The sequence below is a fragment of the Bradyrhizobium sp. Ses1 genome, assembly GCF_059512365.1.
The window spans coordinates 61,457-79,506 of sequence record NZ_JCAMOQ010000043.1 but is presented as its reverse complement, the minus strand read 5'-3'; the positions used below and the strand labels follow the sequence as shown (position 1 = coordinate 79,506).

General features: G+C 63.7%; 15 protein-coding genes. 3 read left to right on the top strand and 12 right to left on the bottom strand.

The annotated features are described in order from the left end of the window. Nucleotides 1–149: 149 nt before the first annotated feature. The 9 genes from pncA to AC5ZG5_RS34110 form a co-directional block, all read right to left on the bottom strand. Nucleotides 150–770: a bifunctional nicotinamidase/pyrazinamidase gene (gene pncA, locus AC5ZG5_RS34150; protein WP_130226188.1), complete on the bottom strand. Its 621-nt coding sequence runs from the start codon at nucleotides 768–770 to the stop codon at nucleotides 150–152. A gap of 65 nt (nucleotides 771–835) precedes the next feature. Then, nucleotides 836–1,663, bottom strand: coding sequence for an aspartate dehydrogenase (locus AC5ZG5_RS34145; protein WP_456645357.1), 828 nt, complete (start codon nucleotides 1,661–1,663; stop codon nucleotides 836–838). Nucleotides 1,664–1,735: 72 nt separating this feature from the next. Next, complete coding sequence (locus tag AC5ZG5_RS34140) at nucleotides 1,736–2,254, bottom strand: VOC family protein (protein ID WP_051396853.1); 519 nt, start codon at nucleotides 2,252–2,254, stop codon at nucleotides 1,736–1,738. Nucleotides 2,255–2,309: 55 nt separating this feature from the next. Beyond that, nucleotides 2,310–3,524 carry an FAD-dependent oxidoreductase gene (locus AC5ZG5_RS34135; protein ID WP_456645356.1) on the bottom strand — a complete coding sequence of 405 codons (1,215 nt, stop codon included), beginning with the start codon at nucleotides 3,522–3,524 and terminating at the stop codon, nucleotides 2,310–2,312. Continuing rightward, the gene (gene atzD, locus AC5ZG5_RS34130; RefSeq protein WP_456645355.1) at nucleotides 3,524–4,642 is read right to left on the bottom strand and encodes a cyanuric acid amidohydrolase; all 1,119 of its coding nucleotides are present in this window, start codon (nucleotides 4,640–4,642) and stop codon (nucleotides 3,524–3,526) included. The genes AC5ZG5_RS34135 and atzD overlap by 1 nt, the downstream gene beginning before the upstream one ends. Continuing rightward, nucleotides 4,639–6,981, bottom strand: coding sequence for a molybdopterin cofactor-binding domain-containing protein (locus tag AC5ZG5_RS34125; protein WP_456645354.1), 2,343 nt, complete (start codon nucleotides 6,979–6,981; stop codon nucleotides 4,639–4,641). The genes atzD and AC5ZG5_RS34125 overlap by 4 nt, the downstream gene beginning before the upstream one ends. Next, nucleotides 6,978–7,469 (bottom strand): (2Fe-2S)-binding protein, encoded by a 492-nt coding sequence (locus tag AC5ZG5_RS34120; RefSeq protein WP_456645353.1) that lies wholly within the window; start codon nucleotides 7,467–7,469, stop codon nucleotides 6,978–6,980. Before AC5ZG5_RS34120 ends, AC5ZG5_RS34125 begins: the two co-directional genes overlap by 4 nt. Beyond that, a complete protein-coding gene (locus tag AC5ZG5_RS34115) occupies nucleotides 7,459–8,331 on the bottom strand; it encodes an FAD binding domain-containing protein (protein WP_456645352.1) in 873 nt (290 codons plus the stop codon). Before AC5ZG5_RS34115 ends, AC5ZG5_RS34120 begins: the two co-directional genes overlap by 11 nt. A 431-nt stretch (nucleotides 8,332–8,762) precedes the next feature. Then, nucleotides 8,763–10,190 (bottom strand): M20/M25/M40 family metallo-hydrolase, encoded by a 1,428-nt coding sequence (locus AC5ZG5_RS34110; protein WP_456645351.1) that lies wholly within the window; start codon nucleotides 10,188–10,190, stop codon nucleotides 8,763–8,765. A 335-nt stretch (nucleotides 10,191–10,525) separates the two neighbouring features. Between AC5ZG5_RS34110 and AC5ZG5_RS34105 the strand changes: the two genes are divergently transcribed. From AC5ZG5_RS34105 to AC5ZG5_RS34095, 3 genes are all read left to right on the top strand, one after another. Next, nucleotides 10,526–12,835 carry a TonB-dependent siderophore receptor gene (locus tag AC5ZG5_RS34105; RefSeq protein ID WP_456645360.1) on the top strand — a complete coding sequence of 770 codons (2,310 nt, stop codon included), beginning with the start codon at nucleotides 10,526–10,528 and terminating at the stop codon, nucleotides 12,833–12,835. Nucleotides 12,836–12,837: 2 nt separating this feature from the next. After that, complete coding sequence (locus tag AC5ZG5_RS34100) at nucleotides 12,838–13,866, top strand: extracellular solute-binding protein (protein ID WP_456645350.1); 1,029 nt, start codon at nucleotides 12,838–12,840, stop codon at nucleotides 13,864–13,866. A gap of 279 nt (nucleotides 13,867–14,145) precedes the next feature. Then, nucleotides 14,146–15,315 carry a PepSY-associated TM helix domain-containing protein gene (locus AC5ZG5_RS34095; RefSeq protein WP_456645349.1) on the top strand — a complete coding sequence of 390 codons (1,170 nt, stop codon included), beginning with the start codon at nucleotides 14,146–14,148 and terminating at the stop codon, nucleotides 15,313–15,315. A 16-nt stretch (nucleotides 15,316–15,331) separates the two neighbouring features. Here AC5ZG5_RS34095 and AC5ZG5_RS34090 read toward each other — a convergent pair whose 3' ends face one another. From AC5ZG5_RS34090 to AC5ZG5_RS34080, 3 genes are read right to left on the bottom strand one after another with little or no spacing between them, the layout of a single operon-like run. Further along, nucleotides 15,332–15,823: a RidA family protein gene (locus AC5ZG5_RS34090; RefSeq protein WP_456645348.1), complete on the bottom strand. Its 492-nt coding sequence runs from the start codon at nucleotides 15,821–15,823 to the stop codon at nucleotides 15,332–15,334. A gap of 23 nt (nucleotides 15,824–15,846) precedes the next feature. Next, a complete protein-coding gene (locus AC5ZG5_RS34085) occupies nucleotides 15,847–16,272 on the bottom strand; it encodes a c-type cytochrome (protein ID WP_165435239.1) in 426 nt (141 codons plus the stop codon). Next, nucleotides 16,269–17,864: a flavin monoamine oxidase family protein gene (locus AC5ZG5_RS34080; RefSeq protein ID WP_456645347.1), complete on the bottom strand. Its 1,596-nt coding sequence runs from the start codon at nucleotides 17,862–17,864 to the stop codon at nucleotides 16,269–16,271. Before AC5ZG5_RS34080 ends, AC5ZG5_RS34085 begins: the two co-directional genes overlap by 4 nt. Nucleotides 17,865–18,050: the final 186 nt, after the last annotated feature.

Sequence of the window (18,050 nt, the reverse complement as noted above, 5' to 3'; positions counted from 1 at the left end):
CTCGCCAGAAACTTCTTGGCTGCCGTCCACATCGCCGCAGTCGTCGCCTATTGGATCAATTGAGTCTGAACCCTAGAGCAAAAGCCCAATCAAAACAACGGTTTTCGCGCTAGATTCCAGGAGGAATGGGCAGGGTGGAGGGAGGCGCGTCAATCCAGGTCGCTCACGATCTGAACGCCAGCCGCCGCCATTGCCGCATGTGCGGCCGCAAGCGAGCCGGAAAGATCGATTGCCCGGCAGCCGGATTCCACGACCACGGTCTCGAAGCCGAGGCGGCGTGCATCCAGCGCGGAATAATGGACGCAATAGTCGGTGGCAAGTCCGGCCATGAAGATCCGCTTCAGTCCGCGCTCGCGCAAATAGCCGGCGAGGCCGGTCGGCGTGGTGCGGTCGTTCTCGTGGAACGCGGAATAGGAATCGATTGCGGAGCGAAAGCCTTTTCGAATCACAAGCTCCGCTCTGTCGGTCGAAAGCTGCGGATGGAACGCGGCGCCCGTCGTCCCCTGCACGCAATGGTCCGGCCATAGCGTCTGCGGACCATAGGGCATGGTGATGGTTTCGAACGGCGCGGAGCTCTGGTGCGAGGTCGCAAAGGAGCTGTGGCCGCGCGGATGCCAATCCTGCGTCAGCACCACATGATCGAACCGCTCGGAGAGCCGGTTGACGACGGGGACCACCGCATCGCCATCGGCAACAGCCAGCGCGCCGCCGGGGCAGAAATCATTCTGCACGTCGATGATGAGAAGCAGGTCGTCGGGGTGAATTCGCATGGGCGGCTCGGCTGTATCTGTTCGGACAGCTTAGCCCAAAACACGCAACCCCGCAGCAGACAAGCTCATGTCCCGATGCGCAGCGAGGCACGCTGCTTGCGCAGGCAGGCGATCACGGATAGCGCGGTGATGCGGCCGGTCCGCGGGTTTTCCGAGGGGATGTTCTCGATCGTCATCGAGAACCGCGCCGAATCGGAATCCACCTCGATGCGGTGGGTGTTGCGCGTCACCGTCGGGTCGGCCCAGATTTCCACCCGGGTGCGGTCGGGGCCGATGCCGGCGAGCGAGAGCGCCACCGCGACGTTCAGGTTGGCCGGAAAGCCCTTTGCCGCCTCGCGCGCGGTTCCTTCGAATATCTGCAGCGGCTCGGCGAGCCCTTCAACGCTGATGTCGTTCTCGACCAGATAAGGCGCGCCGGCGAGCCCCAGCGGCGGCTTCCGCGTCACCAGCCGGACCGAATGGATGGTGCCCTCCGCAGCGGCAGTCACGGCGTCGAGCCCGATCAAGGCGCCGGTCGGCACCACGATCTGGCCGCTGTTCTTCCGCGCCAGCGCGATCAGGTCCTCGTTCTGGAGCAGCGCGCCGACGCTGAGCACGACCGCAGTCTTGCCGCGCTCGACCACTGGCGCCACGATCGACCGCACCAGCTTGCTCGGCGCGCATTCGATCACGATGTCGGCGGCGCTGGCGAGTTCCTCGATCGGCAGGATTTTCGGCGGCGCCTTCAATTCGCCGAGCCAAGCCTGATGCTTGGCGACGTTCTGCGCCGAGACCGCGCTGAGCACCAATCCCTCGATGCCCCGATCCAGTTCCCTCACCACGCTCGCGCCGATCGCACCGAGGCCTGCAACGGCCGCGCGCGCTGCGGGTCGCGTGCTGTTCGAATCCACCATTCGACTGCTCCAAGGACAGATGTCTGTCCTGTCCCGCACAAGCTGGCAGGTGTCAATCGCCGATTCGAAAGATCAGGCGAGCTTCGGATAGGTCGCCTTGTCGAAGAAGCTTGCGCCGGCAACATATTTGCGGCCCGGCGACATATCAGGCTTTTCCTCGCCCTCCCCGCCGCACTCGAAGGTCAGTTCGAGCTGCACGCCGCTGGGGTCATAGACGAACAACTGCCAGAGCGTGGTGCCGGGCACGATGAATTCGCGCCAGTCGAGCCCTGCCGCCTTGAAGCGCGAGACGAATGAGCGATAGCCGGAGCAGGACAGCGAGACATGGTCGATCGCCGCCGTTCCCGCCGGCGCCTTGCCTTCGGGACCGAGCGCGGGACCGCCGGCATAGATGTGCATGATCGCGAGCCCGCCGGGCTGCGGGCAGCCGAGCCAGGCGCCGGGATAGCCGAAGTCAGGCCGCGGGAATTCGCGAAGCCCGATGATCTCGGTGTAGAACTTCCGCGTTGCCGCCAAATTCTCGGTCTTGATGGCGATGTGATAGAGGCCGTGCACCGTTGCGATCGGCAACGTCGGTTCGGTTGCGGTCATGATGTAGATCTCCTCAAATCCTTGGCCGATCATTCCACGGCGTGATGACGTTTCTTCACCTCGCCCCGCTTGCGGGGAGAGGGAGAAGTCCGACGTCGCAATAGAGCGACTTCAACTTGTTCAGGAACGGTGCTTCGTTCTTGTGCAGGGTTCCAGCGACGGGATCGGCGCCTGCCAGCATCGTGTCGGTGGCGGCAAGCGAGAACTCCATCACGAAACGCATGCGGTCCTTGCGCAGGACCTCGAACTCGGTGAGCCAGCTTGCGACATCGCAGCTTCCGGCCCTGTAGCGCTGCGTGATCAGCGCGGCGGCATTGGCGGCGTCCTCCAGCGCCTGGGTCGCGCCCTGCCCCAATGTCGGCACCATGCCGTGGGCGGAATCGCCGAGATAGAGCACGTTGCAATCGGCGGCGCGGTAGAGCACCTCATGCTCCTGCATCCGCGCCCAATGGGTGTCGGCGACATTGTTGCAGACGGTGTCGATCAGCCAGCGCGCCTGGTTGCTCGGCGGCGCGGCGCGCGGCGTGTAGGCGGCGCGCAGAATCTCCGGCGTCTTCTGGCTCTCGGAAATCTGCGCCTCTGTGGCGATCGGGAAAGTGCCGGCGACATAGATGTGGTCCGGCGGTACGCGGAACGACAACAGACGGTTGGGTCCGTTGAACCATTGTTCGTAATCGTCGATCAGGCCGTGCGACGTATCCGGCACCAGCACGCGGAAGATGGCCACTCCCGTCGGCGTGATACGCGGCTCGCCGGAGATCACACGGCGTACCTCCGAGTAGCGGCCATCGCCGGCAATCAGGAGATCGATGTTGTCGAGCCGATACGTTTTGCCGTCCTGCGTCCAATTGACAAAAGTCTTGCGCGGGTCGACGCTGTCATGGCCGACCTCGACGATCTCGCAGCCATAGGAAACCGTGTCCCCTGCGGCCTCGCGCAGCACGCGATAAAGCTCCGACCAGCGGATGCGCCAGCCCGGTCCGTCCGCCACCTCCCGCAGCGGCAGGTCGAACAGCACAGTGCCGTCGGTGAGCGAAATCCGCCAATTTTTCCAGAGAAAGCCCGCCGCGGTGATGCGCTCAGCCAGCTCCGGATCGGTCAGCTTCATCGCCTTGACGGCGTTCGGCCCGACATTGAGCCCGGTGCCGGCCTCGGAATGATCGTCGCGCGCGACCCGCTCGAGGCACGTCACCTCCACGTCGTCCAACAACGCGAGCCTGCGCGCCATCACGCATCCCGCGACGCCTGCGCCGATGATGACAATGCGCATCAGGCCAAACCTTCCTCTTGCGAAGCAATGACGGCAATCAGGCCGCCGCCATCAGGGCCCTGATGCTCGGCGCCGCCGGAGACGAAGATCCGGCCATCGCCGATCACGCCGGCAACGAGGCCGGCGACCGCGCCGCGGATGTGGCGCTGGGCGTTGATATCGGTGTCGTCGAGCATGGTGTGCCTGTTGCCGCGAATCCTTCCGCCCCGGTCGGGCTCGCATTTGACGAGCACAGTCGCGATCCGTGCCGCGTCCGCGGCGGAGACTTGCGGATTGGCGGCAATGCCGAGATCGGCGAGCACGTCGACGATAGCGCCGATGTCGAGCGCGTCCGCCATCGGACGGTGCGATATCTGCAGCGGACCCCTCCAGAGCGGGCTGTTGCCGAGCACCACGACCTCATTGCTTTCGACCTCGACGCCGGAGGAAATGCTGGCGCGCGGCGACTGGATCGAGAAGTCGCTGAGCAGCGACGCGTCGGTGAAGGCGGATGGCGCCAGTTCGTCGAGCGCGACGGCGACGCCGAATGCGCCGGCGGCACGGGCAAAAGCCATCGACCTGTTGGGATCGCTGGTGAGCGGGGTCTTGCCGGCTGCGATCGCGGCCGCGGCGCGGGCGACCGTGACGCAGGGGCACTTCACCTGCACGAAGTGGACATCCTGCAATCGCTCGATCCCGGCACTGGCCATCGCGGCGCGCACGGCATTGGCGACGCTGTCGACATGGGCGCGGCGGCCGATATCCTGCGCCGGGACCGGCTCGCTGAACGCGGTGCCGATCGCGAGCGACGGTCCAGCCTCCAGTGCCGGTCCGGCTTCACTGATGCAGAAGACGCTGTAATGCGGGCTCATCACGCCTTCGGTGCCGCCCGAGAGCACGCAGGGGATTTCACGGATCAACTGCTCGGCGGGCCTGTTCAGATATTTCGACAGCAGCAACATCAGGGTCTGGGTGAAGTAGCCGCGGGTGAAATCGTTGACGCCGCCATTGCCCTCGGTCTTGCCGATGATCGCAACGACGTCGGCCGCGCGGACGGCGCCGCCTGCGATCAAGCGATCCAGCTCGGACAGGTCGCCGGGATGCGCCATCGAGAGCCGGAAAACCCGCGCCGTCCTCATGGCTCGCTCGCCTTGATCAGCTCAAAAATCCGGCTCGGACTCAGGGGAATCTCCAACAGCTCGACGTTCTTCTCCTTGAGCTGCAGCGCATCCTCGATCGCCTGCGCAAACAGCGGGCCGACGGGAATCGCGCCGGCTTCGCCGGCACCTTTGATGCCCATAGGATTAAGCGGCGACGGCGTTACGGTGTGGCCGAGTTCCATGCGCGGCACGTCGAGCGCGGTCGGCAACAGATAGTCGGCGAGCGAGGCGTTGAGTAACTGGCCCTGGTCGTCGAACACCAGCTTTTCGTAGAAGGCGTTGCCGATGCCCTGCGCGACGCCGCCATGGATCTGCCCTTCCAGGATCAGCGGGTTGATCACCGTGCCGCAGTCATGGACCACAACGTATTTCAGGATCTTGAGGTCGAACGTCTCCGAATCCACCTCGACGATCATGGCATGCACGCCATTGGCGGTCGCGCCGCTCGGCGGCCCGAAATATTGCGTCGATTCCAATCCCGGCTCGGTGCCGGGCTTCACCGCGCCACGCATCGGGTTGGCGCGCCGCGCAAGTTCGCCGAGGCTCAAGAATTTTTCGGGAATGCCGACGATCGAGATCTTGCCATCGGCAAGCACCAGATCCTCCTCGGCGCATTCGAAGGCGTCGCTGGCGAGCTTCAGCGCCTTCTGCCGCACCGCGCGCGAGGCTTCGTTGACGGCATTGCCGGCCACAACGGCGCCGCGGCTGGCAAAGGTGCCGGCGCCCCAATAGAACTGGTCGGTGTCGCCGGTGACGATTTCGACATCGGTGACGTCGACGCCGAGCTGGTCGGCGGCGATCTGGGCAAAACTGGTGAAATGCCCCTGCCCCTGCGTGCCGATGCCGGTCGCGACGCTGACCTTGCCATTGGCCTGCACCTGCACTTTCGCGCCCTCATAGGGCCCGATGCCGGTGCCCTCGACGTAGCAGGCGACGCCGATACCGACGTGACGGCCTTGCGCGCGCAGCTTCTCTTGCTCCTGCTTGAACTCGGCATAGCCGATCGCCTGCAGCGTCCGGTCGAGCACCGGCTCATAGTTGCCGCTGTCATATTCGAGCTGGGAAAAGTCCTGGTAGATGATCCCGTTCTTGTAAGGGAACGCGTCGGCCGGAATGAGATTGCGCCGTCGGATCTCGGCGGGATCGATGTTCAGCTCGTGCGCGGCAAGATCGAGCAGCCGCTCCATCACGAACACGCCATGCTGCCGTCCCGCGCCGCGATAGGGCGTCACGATCGGCAGATTGGTGAAGACGGCGGTGAAGGTTGAATCGTAGGATGGCACCACGTACGGCCCGAGCAAGGTGCACTGGCTGTTGATCGGCACCGTCAGCCCGTAGGGGTCATAGGCGCCGCCGTCGTGCAGGAACACGTCCTGAACGCCGAGGATGCGGCCATCGCGCGTTACCGCGATCTCCGCATCATGGATCTGGCCGCGCTCATGCGTGGTGGCAAAGAAATGCTCTAGCCGATCCTCGATCCATTTCACCGGGCGGTTGAGCCGCATCGATATCCAGGGCAGCGCGACCTCTTCCGGATAGAACATCATGATCTTCGGCCCGAAGCCGCCGCCGACGAAGGGTGCGATCACCCGCACCTGCCGCTCGCCGAGGCCGAGCACGGCGGCGAGGCCGTTGCGGACGAACACCGGCGCCTGGGTCGTGTCCCAGATCGTCATATGCTGGCTGCGCGCTTCCCAATGCGCGACGACGCCGCGCGTTTCGATGGTCGACGCAATACCGTGCTCGTAGGCGAAGCGGCGCTTGATCACCAGATGAGCTTTCGCAGCCGCGGCGCGATAGTCGCCCTTGCTCTGGTGCACATGCGCGGAGACATTCGAGCCGAGGTCGTCATGCACCAGGGCGGAACCGGGACGCAGCGCAGCTTCAAGGTCAATCACCGCCGGCAGCGGCTCGAGATCGACCTCGATATCGTCGAGCGCATCCTCGGCGATATAGCGGCTTTCGGCCACGACGACGGCCAAGGGCTCGCCGACATGCCGGACCTTGTCCTTCGCGAGCGGCACTTGTGTGCGCAGGTTGAAGATGCTTCCCGGGATCGGCGGCGGCGGCACCAGGAGCGGACCGGGCTGCCAATAGGCCCCGTAATCATCGGCGGTGTAGACCGCCACGACGCCCGGGCGCTGCCGCGCGCGGGAAACATCGATGCGCCTGATGCGCGCGTGCGCGGCAGGGCTGCGCAGGAATGCCGCGTGCAGCATGCCGGGCAGCTCGACATCGTCGATGAACAGCGCCTGCCCGGTGAGGAGCTTGCGATCCTCATTGCGCTTCACGGGGGCGCCGAAAAACCGTGTGGTCATGGCGCGGCCGCCCGCATCGCCTGGGCCGCGGCCATAACGGCGTCAACGATGTGCTGATAACCGGTGCAGCGACAGAGATTGCCGGACAGCGCCTCGCGCACCTCTTCTTCCGACGGCGACGGGTTCTGCTTCAGGAACGCCGTCATCGTCATCAGGATGCCCGGCGTGCAATAACCGCATTGCAGGCCGTGATGCTCATGCATCGCCCTCTGCACCGGACTCAGCTCGCCGCTATCGGAGGCGAGACCTTCGATCGTGGAGAGTTGATGCCCATTGGCCTGCACTGCAAGCATCAGGCAGGAGCGGATCGGCGCCCCATCGAGCAGGACCGTGCAGGCGCCGCAGACGCCATGCTCGCAGCCGACATGGGTGCCCGCCAGCAACAGATCGTGGCGGAGGAAATCGCTCAGCAGCGTCCGCGACTCGACGCTGCGCCGATAGGACGTCCCGTTGACGGAGACGCTGATCTCGTGACGATCAGGCTGCATGGGCCGCCCGCTGGTAGGCCGTACGGATCGCGCGCTGCGCCAGCACGCCGGCGAGATGCCGCTGATAGTCGGCGCTGGCGTGGACATTGCCGGCGGGCTCGATCGTTGCCTGTATGGCGGCAGCGGCCGCCTTGATCGGCTCATCCGCGCAAGCCTGACCGACCAGAGGCGCGGCAGCCTCGCTGGCATCGACCGGCGTCTCGCCGACGCCGCACAGCGCGAGCCGGACCTTGCTGCAGCGGCCTTCCATATCCAGTGTCACGATGACGGCCACGCCGGCGATGGCAAAATCGCCTCGGCGCCGCGCCACTTCCATGAAGCACACGCCGCTGCGCGGCGGCAATGCCGGAAACTCGACATCGACCAGCATCTCGTCGGCGGCAAGGTCCGTGGTGAGCGATCCTTGAAAGAACTCCGAGGCTGCAAGCACCCGCTCGCCGCGGGCCGACTTCAGTCGCATCCGCGCCTCCATCGCCACCGCAATCGCGGGAAGCTCGGACGCCGGATCGGCATGGGAGAGGTTGCCGCCGATGGTGCCGCGGTTGCGGATCTGCGGATGCGCGATGTGCGGCAGCGCGTCGGCGAACAACGGACAGCAGCCGAGGAACTCGCTATCCCGTTCGAGCGCGCAATAGCGCGTCAGCGCGCCGACACGAATAGTTGAGCCGTGATCGATGCCGGCCACCTCATCCAGACCGTTGATATCGATCACGACCGCCGGTCGCGCCAAACGGAAGTTCATCGCCGGGACCAGGCTCTGGCCGCCGGCCAGGAATCTCGCCTCATCGCCATGTTCGGCCTTGAGCGAGAGCGCGTGATCCAGCGATGAAGCAGCGATGTATTTGAAGGGAGCAGGCTTCATAAAGGCTCGTTCGACGAACGCATCCGCATCGGCTCGAAACAGGAGATGAAACTATCTGTAGTCTAACAATGCCAGTCAAAAGTCGGCGAGCCCGAAGACAGCCAGAACTGCATGAAATGCAGCTAATCCCTGCTCATTCTTCTCACCGCATGCATAAACATTGGGCGGGCTTGAGCCGGCCTGCTGAAAGCACCAGCCTCCGCTGTCATGCCCCGCGAAGGCGGGGCGTCCAGTATGCGGCGGCGTCTCGGCTTGAGCACGACCGCCTGTGGAATACTGGATCGCCCGCTTTCGCGGGCGATGACGGAGAAGGCCTGGCGCGCCGCCCCCTTCACGTCGTTGCGAGCGCGAGCGAAGCAATCCATTTCGCCGCTCGTGGAGATATGGATTGCTTCGTCGCTGTCGCTCCTCGCAATGACGGGTGGCAGCGTTCACGTTCCGCCGGCGAGCGTCTTCACCAGGCGATAGAGATAGTCCTCGCCTTCGTAGAATGATTTCACCAGAATCCGTTCATCCTTGCCGTGGGCGCGGATGTCGCTGATATCGGCGGCAAGGCCGGAATGGCCGTAGGTCGGGATTCCCGCGTTGCGCAGATAGCTCCCGTCGGTGGCGCCGGTGCTCATGGTCGGGATCACCGCCGCCGTCGGCCAGAATTCGTGCGACAGTTTATCGATTGCGCCCATGATCTCCTCGTGCAGGGCCGACGGCACGCTCAACACGGGCTGGCCCATTTGAGTGACCTGGATTTGATCGTCCGCAAGCACGCGCTCCAGCGTCGCCTTGACACCGTCGACCGGCTCGCCCGGCATGATGCGGCAGTTCACCTTGGCGGTCGCAAGCTGCGGCAACGCGTTCACGGCATGTCCTCCCTCGAGCATCGTCGCGACGCAGGTGGTGCGTAGCTGGGCGTTATAGGCAGGATTGGCCGCAAGCCGGACAAACGACATCGCAGCGGGGTCGGGCTTGTCCGACAGCACGGCGCGGATGTCGGACGCCGTCTGCTCGCTCTCGAACTGTGCCGTGCGCTCGAAATACGCCCGGGTGGTCTCGTTCAGGTTGATCGGGAAACTGAACTTCGAGAGGCGAACCAGTCCTTCGGCGAGGCGATAGATCGCGTTGTCCTTGACCGGCACCGAGCTGTGGCCACCCCTGTTCTTGACTTCGAGCAGGTAGCTCAGCGAGACCTTTTCGGAAGTCTGCACGGTGTTCCGGATCGGCTTGCCGTCCTTCAGGCCGACACCGCCGCCTTCGTTGAGCGCGAATTCGGCATCGATCAGGTCGCGGTGATTCTTCAAGAGCCATTGGATGCCGAGGCCGTTGGCGTCCAGGATTTCTTCATCCGTTTCCAGCGCCAGGATGATATCGCGGTCTGGCTTGTAGCCCTCTTTCTTGTATCTGATGAGGTTGGTGACGAAGGCCGCGGCCATGTATTTGTCGTCGCCGCTGCCGCGGGCATAGAAATAGCCGTCCTGCTCGGTCAGCTTGAAGGGATCGACCGACCAGTCCTCGCGATTGGCCGGGACCACGTCGATGTGAGCGAGCAGGAGGATCGGCTTGCGCGCGCCGCTGCCGCGCAGCCGTGCCACCAGATTCCCCTTGCGCGGTGCCGGCGAGAACACCTGCACGTCGCTCTCCGGAAAGCCGGCGGCGCGCAACCGGGCCGCCATCGCCTCCGCCGCCTTGGCGGTGTCGCCGGTCGCGGTGACGGTGTCGATCTCGATCAGCTCCTGATAGACGTCGCGCGCGAACTGCCGCTCCGGGCTCAGCCCTTCCGCAGCGGCTGCAGGACTTCCCAGCAGAGCCGCTGCAAGTACGGTCGACAGCAGGATTGAAAGCCTTGGTCTGACGTTTTCAACCATCTCGGGTCTCCGATTCCACTCGCCCCAGTTGTGCGACATTCAGACAGGGACGCTGAGGTTTTGCAAGATGCAAGGCCTGATGGCGGCGAGGCCTATTCGGAGTCAACTGTCAAGCATTCCACTGCTCCTTCGCTACAAATTGAAGAAGCTGCTCGATGCGGCGAGAGGCATTCGCTGTATCGCCTGACGGATCTGCAAATCATTCGTGCGAAGTAGTTTCTTAGAGCGATTCAATTCCAGCGCTGTTCTTTCTGTTCGCAGCGGCTGCTAAAGGCACCGCGCTAATTTCGTCCTGGAAGTGAATCGAAGTGAAAGTCAGTGCTGTTTGCCGTCTCGTGGGAGACCATCCAAACCGAGCCGGCGTCAGCCGCGCGCATTTTTTCATCGGCACCGCCGCCTTGCTGGCTGGTTGCTCCTCTTCCGTGACGATCGCACGGGCACAATCGAGCGTGACCTTGCCGGCTGTGACAGTGGAGTCGCCAACGCAGAAGCGCAAGCCGGCGCGCCCGGCGGCCCCCTCCGCGCGTCGGACCCAGGCAGCGGCGGCGCCTCAACGTAACCGAAATGTGACGCCTGCGGAGCCTACGCCGTCCGAGCGCGCCGCGGCGGCAGCGGCGGCGCTGTACCAAGCCAAGCTCGGCTATCGCGCCATGCCCAGTTCGACCACGCTGCGCACCGGCGCTTCGCCGCTTGACACCTCGCAAGTCGTCAACGTCGTGCCCGAGCAGGTGCTGAAGGATCAACTGCCGCGCAATATCGACGACGCCCTGGTCAATGTCAGCGGCATCACCCAGACCAATACGCTCGCCGGCACCCAGGATGCCGTCATCAGGCGCGGATTCGGCGACAATCGCGACGGCTCGATCATGCGCAACGGCATGCCGCTGGTCCAGGGCCGCAGCCTCAACCCCGCCATCGAAAGCGTCGAGGTGCTGAAGGGACCCGCATCGCTGCTGTACGGCATCATGGATCCCGGCGGCATCGTCAACACGATCAGCAAGCGCCCGGACCTCTATCAGCACGGATCGATCACCGTGCTCGGCTCGACCTACGGCAACGGCAAGAACGGCGCCGATGCGACCTTCGACATCACCGGGCCGATCGGCCAGGGCGGTCTCGCCTATCGCTTCATCGGCTATGGCGTCAATGAGGACTATTGGCGCAATTTCGGGCGGCACCGCGAAACGCTGCTTGCGCCGTCACTGGCGTGGTACGGCGACACGACGACGGTGCAGCTCAACTACGAGCATCGCGATTTCATCTACCCGTTCGATCGCGGCACGGCATTCGATCCGATCACCAAGGCGCCATTGGCCATTCCCGCGACGCGCCGGCTCGACGAGCCCTTCAACAATATGTGGGGCACATCCGATTTGGTGCAGGGCTCGGTCGAGCAACGGCTGAACGAGGACTGGAAGCTCTACGCGTCCTACAGCTACAACACCGAGACATTCAGCGCCAACCAGCTCCGCATCACCGGCGTCAATGCCAGAACCGGCATCGAGACGCGCAGCAATGACGGCACGCAGGGTTCGCTCAGCAATGTGAGCTACGGGACGTCCTACCTGCAGGGTGGCTTCTGGATCGGCGGCATGCGCAACGATGTGCTGTTCGGCGGCGATGGCCAATATCGCACGATCTACCGCAAGAACCTGATCCGGCAGGCGACCCCCTCGTTCAATTTCTACGATCCGGTCTATGGGCTGGTCTTCCCGGGCACGACGGTCTCCGCCAGCGATAGCGACCAGACCGACAAGCTTGGCCAATACTCCCTGTTCTTCCAGGACACGTTGCATGTCACGGATCGGGTCGCAGTGGTCGCCGGCGTGCGCTACATGGATTTCGACCAATTGGCGGGGCGCGGACGCCCGTTCAAAGCCAATACCGATCTGTCCGGAGACAAGGCGCTCCCGCTCGGCGGTGCCATCCTCAAGCTCACCGACGAGCTGTCCCTTTACGCAAGCTATACGCAATCGCTGAAGCCGACCTCGACCATCGCGCCGCTCACCGGCGGCGTGGTGATCGGCTCCAATATCGCGCCCGAAGAGGGCGTCTCATGGGAGACCGGCGCCAAGTTCGACATCAACAAGCGGCTCTCGGGAACGGTGGCGTTGTACGATATCGACAAGAAGAACGTGCTGGTATCGCAGCTCAACAGCGCCACGGGAATCGTCGAATTTCGCACCGCCGGCAAGGTCCGCTCACGCGGCATCGAAATCGACGTCACCGGAAGGCTGACCGACAACTGGAGCATGATCGGGAGCTATGGCTACACCGACGCGCGGGTGATCGAAGATCCGACGCTGGCCGGCATGGCGCTGCAGAATGTCGCCCTGAACACGGCTTCGCTTTACCTGGTCTACGACTTCGGCACCGCCCTTCCGGGCCGGCTCCGGCTGGGCGGCGGAGCGCATTATGTCGGCGACCGGCCTGGCGACGCGGCGAACACCTTCGTGCTGCCGTCCTATGTCGTCGCGGACGTATTCGCGAGCTATGAGACCAAATACGACAATCTGCCGGTCATCTACCAACTGAACGTCAAGAACCTGTTCGACACCGTCTACTATCCGTCGGCCGTGAGCAACCTGGCCGTTGCTCTCGGCGACGCACGCCGTGTCTCGCTGTCGGCAACGGTCAAGTTTTAGGCATGAGCATCGCGCGGAAAGTCGCCGGGCTACTGGTTGCGCTGGCCTCCGCCTTCGTTGCCGACACGGCGGCAGGCCGCGCCGATGAGATCACGCTTTACTCGACCAGAGAGATAAATCTGATCGAGCAGGTGATATCAGCTTTCACGGAAACCAGCGGCATCAAGGTCAATCCTGTCTTTGTTGAAGACAGCCTGGTCAAGCGCCTGACGTCGGGAGGTGATGCGTCGCCGGCGGACGTGCTGATCACGATCGGACTGGACAAGACCACCCAGCTCTCAAACCAGGGGTTGACGCAGGCTTTTGCATCGCCGCTGCTCAAGCGAGCCGCGCCGCCGAACCTGCGTGGCGGGTCCTCACAATGGATCGGCCTCTCCATCCGGCCACGCGTCGTGATGGCGCGCGGGGACAGCCCGCTCGCCGCAATCGCCTATGAAGACCTCGCCGATCCGAAATGGCGCGGCAAACTGTGCATGCGCTCGCCGCTGCATCAGAACAACATCGCACTGATCGCGGCCTTCCTCGTTCATCACGGAGAAGGACCGACAGAGGCCTGGCTCAAGGGCCTGAAGAATAATTTGGTCCACAAGCCGGCTGGCAAGGACAATGACGTGATCCGAGAGATCGCACAAGGAACGTGCGAGATCGGCATCGCCAATACCGTGGCACTGGCGCAATTGCGGGACGGACGGGAAGGCGACGACTTGCGCGGATGGGCCCGAACCGTCAAGGCCGTCCCGACGACGTTCAAGGGCGGCGACAGCCATGTCAATCTGACGGGCGCAGCCATTGCGAAGCATGCGCCCCACATGGCCGCCGCGCTGAAATTCATCGAGTTCCTTGTGACGCCGGCGGCACAGCGAATCTATGCGGCGGCCGAACTGGAATATCCCGTGCTCGCCTCGGCGGACCGCGATCCGATCCTCGAGGAAATCGGATCGTTCAGCCCCGATGCGGTGCCGATCGATCGCATTGCTGCGCATCAGCAGGCTGCGGTTGCTCTGGTCAAGAAAGTCGACTTCAACGAGTGAGCGCCCTGGCCGAAAACGCCGCGACCGCCGAATCGGAAGGTGAAAACAAAATTGTCATACAGCGCCCGAACACGACATTATTCTTCGCGGCAAACATTGTCGTGCGTGCTCAATAGCGCGTCGGCACACAACATAGAACTATTACAAACTGTGTGAGCCTTGCTTGGGTGGCGGGACGAATATCTTGTCGGTATCGTTCCGATAACGCTGTTGAGTGGGCGGTGATCATCAGGCCTCGCCGATTTCGACGCTGATCCCGCCACCAGTTCCTTCCAATTTATGAGCAAGTACTCGATCAAGACCGCCCTGTTGCAGGTCCACTCCGTCATTGGCCTTGCGCTTTCACTGGTGCTGGCCATGGTCGGGATGTCAGGCGCGATCATGAGTTTCGAGGATGAAATCCAGGCCAGCCTGAATACGGCGATCACGCGGGTCGAGGCTCGCGCGGTTCCGACGCTGACGCCGGACCAGTTGATCGCGCGACTGCAGGCCAATCCCGACTCTGGCAAAGTTGCGTCCGTGACGATGGCCAGTGACCCGTCCGCGGCGGTGCGGATCCGGTTTGCCCGCAGCGCGGATGGCTCGCGGCCTTCCTCGATCTATGTCGATCCCTATGATGGGCGTGTGCTCGGCTCGCCGCGCGGAGAGGAGTTTTTCGTCACCGTCCGCAGGCTGCATCGCTGGCTGCTGTTGCCCGGCGATGCCAAGGGCTATGGCCGGCTGATCACGGGCGTGGCTGCCATCGGCCTGATCGCGATGCTGATCTCCGGAATCGTGCTGCGATGGCCCCATCGCGCCCGCAGCGTGAAGATGTGGCTGAAGCCGAACCTGGCGTTGCGCGGTCGCGGCTTCCACAGGTCGCTCCATGCCGTCGCTGGAACCTGGGTGCTGCCCATCTACCTCGTGATGGTGCTCACCGGCCTGTGGTATTCGTTCGACTGGTACAAGAGCGGCGCCACCTGGCTGCTGTCGCGTCCTTCGACTGCTGCCGCACCGATGAAGCCCAAGCCGGCGCGAGATGTCAGCGCAGCAGAGACCAAACCGGTTGCGCTCGATCGCGTATGGTCGACATTCCTGCACGAACAGGGCGGCCGCTTCGCGACGGCGCTGCTCGCGCCGCCTGATGCAGGCACTGTCGTGCGGGTCCGGTCCTGGGCGCGCGATGCGTCGCATCCGGGCGCGCGCGACGAATTCCGCATCGACGCCATCACTGGCCGGCTAGTGTCATCGGAGATTTACGCGGACAAGCCCGTCGGCGAGCGGATGCTTTCGAGCGTCTTGGATATTCATCGCGGCAGCATCTTTGGCTGGCCGGGCAAGCTGCTATTCATGCTCGCCGCCGCGCTGATGCCGCTGTTCGTGGTCACCGGCTTTTTGCTGTATCTTTCGCGGCGAAGGCACCGGCGTCTGTCGCGGCCGCCGCTCGGGAGCCTGGTTCCGGGCGAGTGAATCGCCCAGCCGTGAATTACTTGGTGTCCTTCGCCGCGACCACCTCGATCTCGACCAGGAAGCCAGGATTGGCGAGCGAGGCGATGCCGACCACTGAGCGCGCCGGCAGGTTCGGCTGGCTGCCGCCGAAGAACTGGGTATAGCCTTCCATGAAGGCCTTGAAATCCATCGGCGCGTTCGGGCTGTGCACCAGGAACACTTGCATCTTGATGACATCGCCCATGCCGAGGCCGAGCCCGTCAAGGATGCCCTTGATCCGGTTGAGCACGCCGACGGTCTGGGTCTTGGTGTCGCCATAGGCGTCCCGGCTCGAAGGATCGGCGTCCTTGTTGATCACCGGCGGCACCTGGCCGCTGACATAATAGATCGTGGCGTTGCCGGTGACCTGCACAGATTGCGCAATCGGAAATGTCGAATTCGGAATTGGATGCCGGACGATCTCGGCCTGCGCGGGCGCGGAAGCCATCGCCGCGAGCAGGACAATCGGCAGCATCGTGCGAAATTTCATCTGATCCCCCGTTTAACAGCGCTTCAGCGGCGCGCTTCTGCGACTTCCCTGGCCGTCACCGTATCCGTATAGCTGTTGCCGAAATGCGTCCTGAGATAATTCACAACCGCGGCGACTTGACCATCGGTCATCATGTCGCCGAAGGCCGGCATGCCGCGCCGGCCGTTGACGACGAGATGGACGGCATAGCTGGAGGTCGCAAGATTCCGGTTGGCGATCAGCGAGGGATAGGCCCCGGCGCCGGCGGCACCCGAGGCATCGGGCATGTGGCAGCCCTGGCAGACATTGGCGAACAATTCCTCGCCGGTCATTTCGACGAAGCGGTAGCCCGAGCTGAAGGTCGGGCGCGTGGCGGGGTTGTCCTGCGCGAAGTCCGCGGCCGCAGGGAGGAACGCGAGCAGTACGGCGCCTGCCCCTGGCGCAACGAAATGGGCTTTCGTCGGCCTCATGTTTTCACCACCCGCTCGTGCAATCGCGCAATGGCGTCGAGCGAAGACAGGATCGCCCCCTCCTGCCAAGCCGGCAGATCGGATGCATGCTCGCCGGCCAGCACGATCCGACCGTCGATCTGGCACAGGTTCTTGTAGTGCTTCACCCTGCCCTCGTCGGTCCATTCGCCGCTGCAGCCGAGAGTGAAGGGCACGCGGTGCCAGGCGACCGCAACGCCGTTCTCGAACTCCTGTTTGTATTGCGGATGGATCATGGAACCGAACTCGACGGCGCTTGCGATCCGTTCTGCCGGCGTCATCGCGGTGAACTCATAGGCATTCGCACCCTCGAACAGATAGGCGCCGAGCAGCACGCCGCGTCCGGCGCGATTGAAGCCTTCATTGGGATAGGCGATCTGCCGGATCGGCAGGTCGGTATAGGTGATGCCGCCATAGATCGCCTCGTCTTCCTCCCAGAAGCGGCGCTTGAACTGCAGGCCGATCTTGACCGCGCCGGCATAGGAAACGGCGTCGATCGCGGCCTCCATGCGGCTGCCGACGTCGATCGGGATCTGGCTCAGGATCGACAACGGGATCGTGCAGATGCACCAATCCGCTTTCGCGTGCAGCACCGTCGACGGATTTGTCGTGTCGACATAGCTCACCGTGACGCCGCGGTCGTTCTGCTGGATCTGCGTCACCTTGGCGTTATAGCGGATGAGGTCGCCGACCTCTTTTGCAAAGGCCTTGCCGATCATGTCCATGCCGCCGACCGGCTGGAACATCGTGGTCTGGAAATTGTAGCGCGCAAAACTCTGCAAGTAGCGCCAGACGCGTGATCGCAAGAGATCCGACAAGGTGACGGGATCGCTCGGCAGCGGCGCGGAACTCAAACCCCCGCCGGGCTCGCGCGCATAGCCGCGGAACTCGGCCGAGAGGAGATTGGCATTGTACCTGTAGTCGGAATCGAGTGCGCCCCAGGAGCGCAGCGCCTGCAGCAGGATCTCCTGATCTTCCTTGGACACCGCTTCGTCGAGCTTGCCCTGCTGGGTCACTTTCGCGAGCAGTTCGGAAACCTGGCCCTGGAAATCCGCCTTGATCGCGCGGATTTTTTGCGGCTCGCCGCCGAACGCTCGCGAGGCGTGGAGATAAGCATTGTGGTTCAACTGAATGAAGGGTTCGAGCGCAACCCCGAGCCGCCTGCAATAATCGAGCAATGCACGATGGTGGTAGGGAATCCGCCACGGGCCCGGGTTGACGTAGAGACCGTGATCGAATTCGCAGGTCTGCTTGTAGCCGCCGAGTTCGACGAACGTGTCGCCGCCGCGCAACGTCCAGTTGCGGCCGCCTGCCCTGTTGTTGAATTCGAGGATCTGGACCTTGTAGCCCGCCTTGCGCAACTCCAGCGCCGCGCTCATGCCGGCAAGTCCCGCGCCGAGGATCAGGACGGATGCGCCCTTCGGGTCGCCTTCGAGCCTCACCGGCCCCTTGTAAGTCGACTCGGAGGCAAAGCCCAGGCTGGTCATCGCGTGATACATCGCCGCGCTGCCGGCCATCGCGCCGATCAACGAGAAAAGATCACGCCGCCTGATGACTGCCGCTTCGCTTTGCATTGACGTCCCAGCCGGGCCAGATCGAGAGTAGCAAAGAAACGGTTTGGCTCCTGACCTGTCAAGGAAGCGGCACGGTTGAACGCGCGCCAACACGCGCTTTTGATGCGAGTTGGCGCGGTGATGCGAGATCGAGAGGTGAGCTGCGCCTCACCTCTCTCCCGTGTCTCCTCGCAAAAGGCGGCGAGA